This is a genomic window from Salipiger aestuarii, assembly GCF_003259905.1.
GTDB lineage: Bacteria > Pseudomonadota > Alphaproteobacteria > Rhodobacterales > Rhodobacteraceae > Salipiger > Salipiger aestuarii.
Window position 1 is genome coordinate 1 of the sequence record NZ_QLMG01000090.1, and the last position, 7,527, is coordinate 7,527.

7 protein-coding genes and 1 pseudogene are annotated in these 7,527 nt (G+C 63.7%); 2 read left to right on the forward strand and 6 right to left on the reverse strand.

What is annotated here, in order from left to right:
* Both ATI53_RS22220 and ATI53_RS22225 read left to right on the forward strand, forming a co-directional pair.
* Positions 1 to 313: integrase core domain-containing protein (locus ATI53_RS22220; RefSeq protein WP_146610001.1), on the forward strand; the 313-nt coding region annotated here is incomplete at its 5' end.
* Positions 314 to 353: 40 nt separating this feature from the next.
* A pseudogene (locus ATI53_RS22225) lies at positions 354 to 476 on the forward strand (IS3 family transposase); the annotation flags it as partial.
* Positions 477 to 642: 166 nt separating this feature from the next.
* Here the strand turns inward: ATI53_RS22225 and ATI53_RS22230 are convergent.
* The 6 genes from ATI53_RS22230 to ATI53_RS22255 all read right to left on the reverse strand — a co-directional run bounded on the left by ATI53_RS22230 (position 643) and on the right by ATI53_RS22255 (position 7,044).
* A complete protein-coding gene (locus tag ATI53_RS22230; protein WP_240778663.1) occupies positions 643 to 1,590 on the reverse strand; it encodes a formylglycine-generating enzyme family protein in 948 nt (315 codons plus the stop codon).
* 130 nt (positions 1,591 to 1,720) lie between these two features.
* On the reverse strand, positions 1,721 to 3,256 hold the full coding sequence (locus ATI53_RS22235) for a sulfatase family protein (RefSeq protein WP_111551408.1): 1,536 nt from the start codon (positions 3,254 to 3,256) through the stop codon (positions 1,721 to 1,723).
* 65 nt (positions 3,257 to 3,321) lie between these two features.
* The gene (locus ATI53_RS22240) at positions 3,322 to 4,278 is read right to left on the reverse strand and encodes an aliphatic sulfonate ABC transporter substrate-binding protein (RefSeq protein ID WP_111551409.1); all 957 of its coding nucleotides are present in this window, start codon (positions 4,276 to 4,278) and stop codon (positions 3,322 to 3,324) included.
* 30 nt (positions 4,279 to 4,308) lie between these two features.
* On the reverse strand, positions 4,309 to 5,085 hold the full coding sequence (locus ATI53_RS22245) for an ABC transporter ATP-binding protein (protein ID WP_009502465.1): 777 nt from the start codon (positions 5,083 to 5,085) through the stop codon (positions 4,309 to 4,311).
* A 2-nt stretch (positions 5,086 to 5,087) separates the two neighbouring features.
* Positions 5,088 to 5,882 (reverse strand): ABC transporter permease, encoded by a 795-nt coding sequence (locus ATI53_RS22250; protein ID WP_205912195.1) that lies wholly within the window; start codon positions 5,880 to 5,882, stop codon positions 5,088 to 5,090.
* 19 nt (positions 5,883 to 5,901) lie between these two features.
* Positions 5,902 to 7,044: an ROK family transcriptional regulator gene (locus tag ATI53_RS22255; RefSeq protein WP_009502463.1), complete on the reverse strand. Its 1,143-nt coding sequence runs from the start codon at positions 7,042 to 7,044 to the stop codon at positions 5,902 to 5,904.
* Between the last annotated feature and the right edge of the window lie 483 nt (positions 7,045 to 7,527).

A 7,527-nucleotide genomic window follows, 5' to 3' on the forward strand; every position in this document is an offset into this window, starting at 1 on the left:
CGAATGGCGGGGCAAACCGCAGGCCATTCGTATCGACAACGGCCCAGAATACATCAGTGGAAAGCTGATGGAATGGGCTGAGAAGCAAGGTGTTCGGCTTGAACATATCCAGCCGGGCAAGCCCCAGCAGAACGCCTATATTGAGCGATACAACCGCACGGTTCGCGGTGAATGGCTGAGCCAATACATCTTTGAAACCATTGAGGAGGCACAAGATCAGGCAACCGAATGGCTCTGGACTTACAACAACGAGCGACCCAACATGGGCATTGGCGGCATAACACCCGCCATGAAACTTAAAATAGCCGCATGAATTCTACGGCTGGACCCCATTAAAAATGGGAGGATTACCATTGGATTTCGTGTCCGACAGCTTCGGCGCCTCGCGGAAGGTCCGAATTCTCGCCGTGATCGATGATTGCACGCGCGAATGCCTGTGTCTCGTGGCGGACACCAGCCTGGCGACGCGGCGCTTGTTGACGCACCGCCCGATCCGGTTTCCCGTTGGAGGGAGAGACATCCATCCCGCTAAATGGCGAAGAGGGCGGGGCCGATGGCGAACGTTCTCCTAGACGCGCCTGCGCGGTAACGCGGTCGGGCGATGCGGGTCGCCAAGCCGGTTCCGGGCACGATCCGATCCGCCTAGCTCACGTCCTCGGCCGCGACCCGAAAGCCTGTATTTCCGGTTGAACTGTCCGGATCGTTCCGGGTGCGCGAATGGACGTGATAGCGGTCGCAGTAGCTTTCGTGGCAGAGGTACGAACCGCCCCGCTGAACGCGTCCCGTGCCGTTTTCGGGGCCCTGCGGGTCGCGCAGCGGGAATGGACCTTCGGGGCGGCGCGGAGCGTAGAGGTCGCGCACCCATTCCCAGACGTTACCGCAGGTATTGTAAAGCCCGAACCCGTTGGGCGCGAAGGCCTCCACCGGCGCGGTGCCCGTAAAACCGTCCTCGGCGGTGTTGCGGTCGGGAAAGCTGCCCTGCCAGGTGTTCATGGCAAAGGCGCCGCCGGGCGTCATCTCGTTGCCCCACGGAAACTTTCTTCGCGCCAGTCCACCCCGTGCGGCGAACTCCCACTGTGCCTCGGAGGGCAGCGCGAGGCCGGCCCAGTGGCAATAGGCCAGCGCATCGAACCACGCCACATGCACGACCGGATGGGCGGCGCGCCCGGTGATGTCGCTGCCCTGCCCTTCGGGGGCATGCCAGCACGCCCCGTCGACCTTGCGCCACCAGCGAAGGCCGGCTGGCGAGGTCGGAAAGCGGGCGGGGTCGTCGAGCAGCAGATGGAAGACGTAGGACCACCCCTCGACCTCGGCCACGGTGCGGTATCCGGTCTCTCTTGCGAAACGCGCGAACTCGGCATTGGTGCAGGCGGTGGCCGAGATGCGGAACGGGCTCAGCCTGACCTTGCGGCGCGGCGCGTCGAAATCCTCGGGAAAGCGCGACTTGCGCGTGCCCATGTCGAAGAAGCCGCCATCGAGCGCGATCAGACGGTCCCGCAGCGCAGCGCGCATATCGGGCGCCGCGCCGGGCACGGCCAGCGCCGCGGCGAGATATGCCGGGTCGCCGGACGACCCTTTCTGCGCTGCCATGCAGCATCCGGTCATCGCGACTCCCTTTCGCACAATCGGTTCTTCGACCCTTGCCCGCGCATGTAGTGGCGCTCGGGGCGATACCGGGGGCGTCGAAGCAGCAGATGGCGCAGACGCCGGAAAATCCGAGTCACGCCGCCAGCCCGGCGAGGACTGCGGCGCTGTCGTGACGGGGCAGATCGCCGATTTCGGCCATCTTTTCATCGAGCCGCCTGAGCATGTCGGAAAAGACCGGGGCATGGGCCGGGTCGCGCGCGAGGTTGCACAGCTCGCCGGGGTCGGTGTGACAGTCGAAGAGCTCCCATTCGGGGGGGGCGTCGCCATCATTGGCGCCCGGCTGACCCAGTCCCTCGTTGTACCAGTAGATCAGCTTGTAGCGATCCGACCGCACACCGTAATGGGCGTAGGCGTTATGGATGTCGTCCATGTTCATCCAGTAACGGTGGAAGGCGACGTCCTGCCAGTCGTCTCCGGTCCGGGCTTCGAAGACCGGGCGCAGGCTTGTTCCCTGCATGTAGCTGGGAACCGGGATGCCAGCGTAGTCGAGGAAGGTCGGTGGGAAATCGACGTTGGTGGCGATGTCGCGCGCGACCGAGCCCGCCGCGATTCCCGCAGGATAACGCACGAGAAGCGGCATTTGCAGCGATTCCTCGTACATGAATCGCTTGTCGAACCAACCGTGTTCGCCAAGAAAAAAGCCCTGGTCCGACGTGTATATGACGATCGTGTCGTGGGTCAGGCCGTTGGTGTCCAGCCAGTCAAGCATCCGGCCCAGATTGTCGTCTATGCCGGCGATGGTACGCAGATAGCGCTTGATGTAGCGCTGGTATTTGAACAGGTCGAGCTGGCGCTTGCTGTCGAAACTGAAGCGCTCGCCGGACTTGCGGTCGATCAGCACCAGCCCGGCATGGTCATCGGGCACCTTGCGCATGTCGCTGCCGGGCTTTTCCCTGTCGCCCACCTCGGCACCGCCTTCGGGCAGGGCCAGGCCCAGATCCTCGTAGGTCATGTCCTGGCGCACGCGCATCTTCGCGGCTGCAGCGGCTGCGGCGCGGTTCGCGTAATCGTCATCATAGGTTTCGGGGACGGGCAGATCGCCGGTATAAAGGCAGTCATAGCGCGGATGCGGCACGAAGGGACGGTGCGGTGCCTTGTGGTGGCACATCATGAAGAACGGGCGGTCAGGGTCGCGGTGTTCCAGGAAATTCAGGCATTTGTCGGTGATGATGTCGGTGGCATAACCCGGTTCGGTTTTCGGGCCGTCCGGTCCGATCATCTCGGGGTCGAAGTAATCGCCCTGTCCGGGCAGAACCGACCATTCGTCGAAGCCGGTGGGCTCATGCGCCGGTCCCTCGCCCAGGTGCCACTTGCCGAACATCGCGGTCTGATAGCCGGACGACCGCAAATGCTTGGCGACATTGGGCAGGCGGTTGTCGAGATGCGTGTCCAGCGTGGTCACGAGGTTCACATGGTTATGCGTGCCGGTCAGAATCGCCGCCCGCGATGGCGTGCAGATCGAATTGGTGACGTAGCAATGATCCAGGCGCATCCCCTCACTGGCCAGACGATCGATATTCGGGGTGCTGTTCAACCCCGAACCATAGGCCGAGATCGCGTTGGCGGCGTGGTCGTCGCACATGATGAACAGAATATTGGGCCGCGTCATGGGGTGCCTCGTCTCGTCCTGGGGTGGCCGGACCCACCGCGCGGGACGGGTCCGGACGTTTTTTGTCATTCCGCGTAAAGCGCGCCAAGATAGAATTCCGAAGCCGGAAGCGGATTCTCGATCTTGCCGAACTGGGCATAAAGATCCGCCAGCGTTCCGAACCAGTTCGCGACCTGACCACCACGACTCAACTCTTCGTATTCGGCACTGGTCGGCAGGCGGGCCAGCTGGCTCTCTGCCAGAAGCGGCTCTTCGGAGACGTTCAGGAATTCCGCGGTGATGGACACCGATTGCTCGCGGTTTTCGACGCGGAAGTCGTTGGCTTCCTTGATGACGGCAATGACCTTGCGGATCACGTCTTCGTTGCCTGCCATATCGTCGCTGACGATGAACGAGGACGGAAAGGCGATCTCGGGAAAGAACTCCTCGTTCGAGGACAGCTCGTTCAGATCGGGAACACGCTGCCGGACAACATCGACGAACGGATACCAAATGCCCGCGGCATCGATCTGACCCGACGAGAAAGCGGTGACGACGGTTGACGGGTCCATCGTCACCACGTCGATATCGTCCAGGCTCATGCCCGCGTCGGCCAATGCCAGCCGCAAGAGCATATCGCCCGACGTACCTTCGGGCACGCCGACCTTCTTGCCCTTCAGGTCTTGGATACTGTCGATGCCGGGCTGGGCGATCACCCGATCGGTATAGCCAAGCGCGTTGGGCGCGATCACCTTGGCCTGTCCCGAAGCCGGCAGCCAGAGCGCGCCCGGCCCGATATAGGCAAAGTCGAGCGATCCCGCATTCAGCGCCTGAACCTGGATCGGGCCGTTGGTAAAGACCTTGAGATCGGCGTCGAGGCTGTGCTTTTCCCAAAGGCCCTGATCGGTCGCGATGGCCGCGATCGAGGTGCCGAAATAGTCGGCGATATAACCCATGCGGATCTCGTCCAGATCCTGCGCGGACAGTGATCCGGCAAGGGCCATCGACGCGATGGCCGCGAGGGTTGTTCGTCTGCTAAACATGTTGGTCTCCTCCTTGATGGTGTCGCTGCGTCAGGCCGCCTGGGCGTCGTGGTGATAGACAGCGCGCCACACGCGGTTGCGGATTGCCGCGAACTCGGGCGAGAGACGGATCTCGTCGTCGCGCGGAAAGGGTAGATCGACGTCGATGATTTCCTGAAGGCGTCCGGGATTGGCGGCCAGGACGATGACGCGGTGTGCGATATAGACCGCCTCGTCCACGTCATGGGTGATGAACATCACGGTGCGCTTGTCCTTGGACCATGTGTCCAGAAGCTGGTTCTGAAGCTTGACCCGCGTCAGCGCGTCCAGCGCGCCGAAGGGTTCGTCCATCAAAAGGACCGTGGGGTTCACCGCATAGGCCCGTGCGATGGCGCAGCGCTGCTTCATGCCACCCGAAAGCGTCTTGGGATAGAAATCCGCGAAATCGGCCAACCCGACCAGCCCCAGGTAATGCAGCGCGCGTTCGCGGCGCTCGGCCTTGTCGAGCTTTTGAAGTTTCAGGCCAAATTCCACGTTCTCGCGCACCGTCATCCAAGGAAACAACGCGTATTGCTGAAAGATTACGCCGCGGTCCGGCCCCGGCCCGGACACCGGTTTGCCATCGACCAGAACCTCGCCCGACGATTGCGAGATCAGGCCGGCGACCATGTTCATCGCCGTCGACTTGCCGCAGCCGGACGGGCCGACAACGGTGACGATCTCGCCGTCTTCGATGTCGAGCGTCAGGTTCTGGATCGCGGTGAACGCATCGTCACCCGCTCCGAACCTTTTCGAGACGTTGCGAAAGGAAATCTTTGGCTCCGCCATGGTCAAACCCTTTCCTGCCAATGTGTCAGCCGCTCTTCGATACGCACGACGATCCGGTCCATGATCAGGCCCAGAACGCCGATGGCGACGAGGCTGACGAAAATGGTGGGCAGGTCGTAGTAAAGCTGCGCCTGCTGCATGCGGAACCCCAGGCCGGACTGCGCCGCGATCAGTTCGGCGGCGACCACCGTCGCCCAGGCCGAGCCCAGACCGATGCGAAAGCCGACAAGGATGAACGGTGTCGAGGCGGGAATGACCACGCGGGCGAAGATCGTGCCGTCGTTTGCCCCCAGCACGCGCGCCGCGTTGATATAGGTCCGGTCCACGCTGACGACCCCCTGATAGGTCGAAACGACAGCCGACAGGAACGCCGCCAGGAAAATCACGAAGATCTTTGGCGTCTCATCGATCCCCATGGTCACGATGGCCAGCGGGATGATCGCCAGCGGCGGGATCACCCGGAAGAACTGGATCCAGGGGTCGATGACGGCCCGTGCGATGCGATACCAACCCATCAGGAAACCAACCGGCACCGCCAGAACCGATCCGAGGGCGAAACCGATCAGCACCCGGCGCAACGACGCGTACATGTCGCCCCAAAGCTGGCCGTCGAGTGCCAGCTCGACTGCGCGGCGCAGCACGGCTGCGGGCGAGGGAAGCTCCGACAGCCCGGCCAGCGTTGCCAGCCACCACAGCCCGATGCCGCCTGCAAAGGACAGCACACCCCAGCCGAGATTGCCGGGCGACCAACGGCGCGTCTTCGGTCGCTCGATGTCGATGTCGTCGATCACGCTCATGCTCTGTTCCCCGCGCGTTTCAGGCGCCGACCGTGCGGCGCATGGACAGCGGTGCCGAGACGGGTCCGGCGGTATAAAAGAACCTCTCCAGCGCAATGCAGGCCGCGCCGTTCACGCCCACCGGCTCGGGCAGGCTGGGGAGTTCGATCGCCAGCCGTTCGCGCTGCTGGGGCATCACGCGGGGCGGCAGGTCACGCCGCAGTTCGGCGAGGAACGCCGCCGGCGCGCTGCCCAGATGACCGCCCAGCACCACGCGCTCGGGACCGAGCAGCGCGACCGCCGTGGAGACGGCCTGCAGGAACAGCTCGTAGATCTCCGGCCAGGCGGGGCTGTGCATCGCCGCGCCGATCAGGTCGGCACCGGGCCCGTCCGCGGCTCCCGTGATCGTGCGCAGCGCGTCTTCGGAAAAATACCGTTCGAGGCAGCCCTGCCCGCCGCAACGGCAGACGGGCCCGCCCGGACGCACCACCACATGGCCGATCTCGACAGGCGCGCAGCGTTCCTCGGGCCCGGTCTGCGCGAAACCCGCGCCGACGCCCTTGCCGAGGAACAGATGCAGGATGCTGGCCGCGTCGCGCCCCGCGCCGTAGCGGGCTTCGGCCATGGCGATGGCCGTGGCGTTGTGTTCCAGGACCGTCGGCAGGCCGAGCGCCGCCTCGAAGGCATCGGCGAAAGCCACGTTGCGCCATCCCGCGAGGATCGAGTGGGTGTTTACCCGGCCCGTCGCATCGACGCTGCCCGGCACGCCCAAGCCGACACCGAGCACCCTGCCACGGGCGGGGTCGGCGTCCGCCAGCACGTCGGCTGCCAGCGACGAGGTTGCGGCGATGATCTCATCGACCGGATCTTCCAGGTCGAAATCCAGAGCCCGCACCGGCCCCATCCCAAGCGCGAGGTCGCTCAGCGCCACCTGCGCCCGCCCCGCTCCGAGGTGGATTGCGAGAACCTGCCTCGACCCGGCGGCCAGCGACAGTGCCACCGGCGGACGGCCCACCGGGCGGCCCTGTCCCTCGCGCTCGATCACCAGCCCCTCGCCGTGCAGTTGCGCGGTGATCTTGGTGACGCCCGCCGACGAGATGCCGGTCTGCCGCGCTAGCTCGGCACGCGACAGCGGCCCCCCGTCGCGCAGCCTCGTCAGGATTTCGCCGGTTCCATTCCGCAAGTTCCATACTCCCAGCCAGTTATTTCATACACTAAGTAAATTAAGTTTCCGACGCCTGTCAACCCAAGGCGCGCCACAGGCACGAGCGGAGTGAAAGCTGTTGTCCCTCAACGACATGCGGGATTTCCAAGCGATCCCGCGCGCGGGAAACCTGCAGGGACGCGAGCGGGCTGCGTTACTCATTTGCTCCGCCATTTTCTGTACGAAGTCAGAATGAATAACTCTCTGATTTGTCGTTATTTATTGTTGACAATGGCGGCTCGAACCCTTCAGAGACTTCGTCTCTGCCATACCAGGCGCGATACAAGGTGTGGACCTGTCGCGGTTTCGTGCCGCTCCCGGTTATCGTTTAAGCCACCTTCCGTTCGAAATCGACGGGGCTTTTCCATCCCAGTGGCGTTGTTGCAGACCTCGACCTTCGAAGGATTCACAACGGAAATCCATGCGGTTAGACGGGCCTGATGAGCAAGCCTCCTCCCGCCC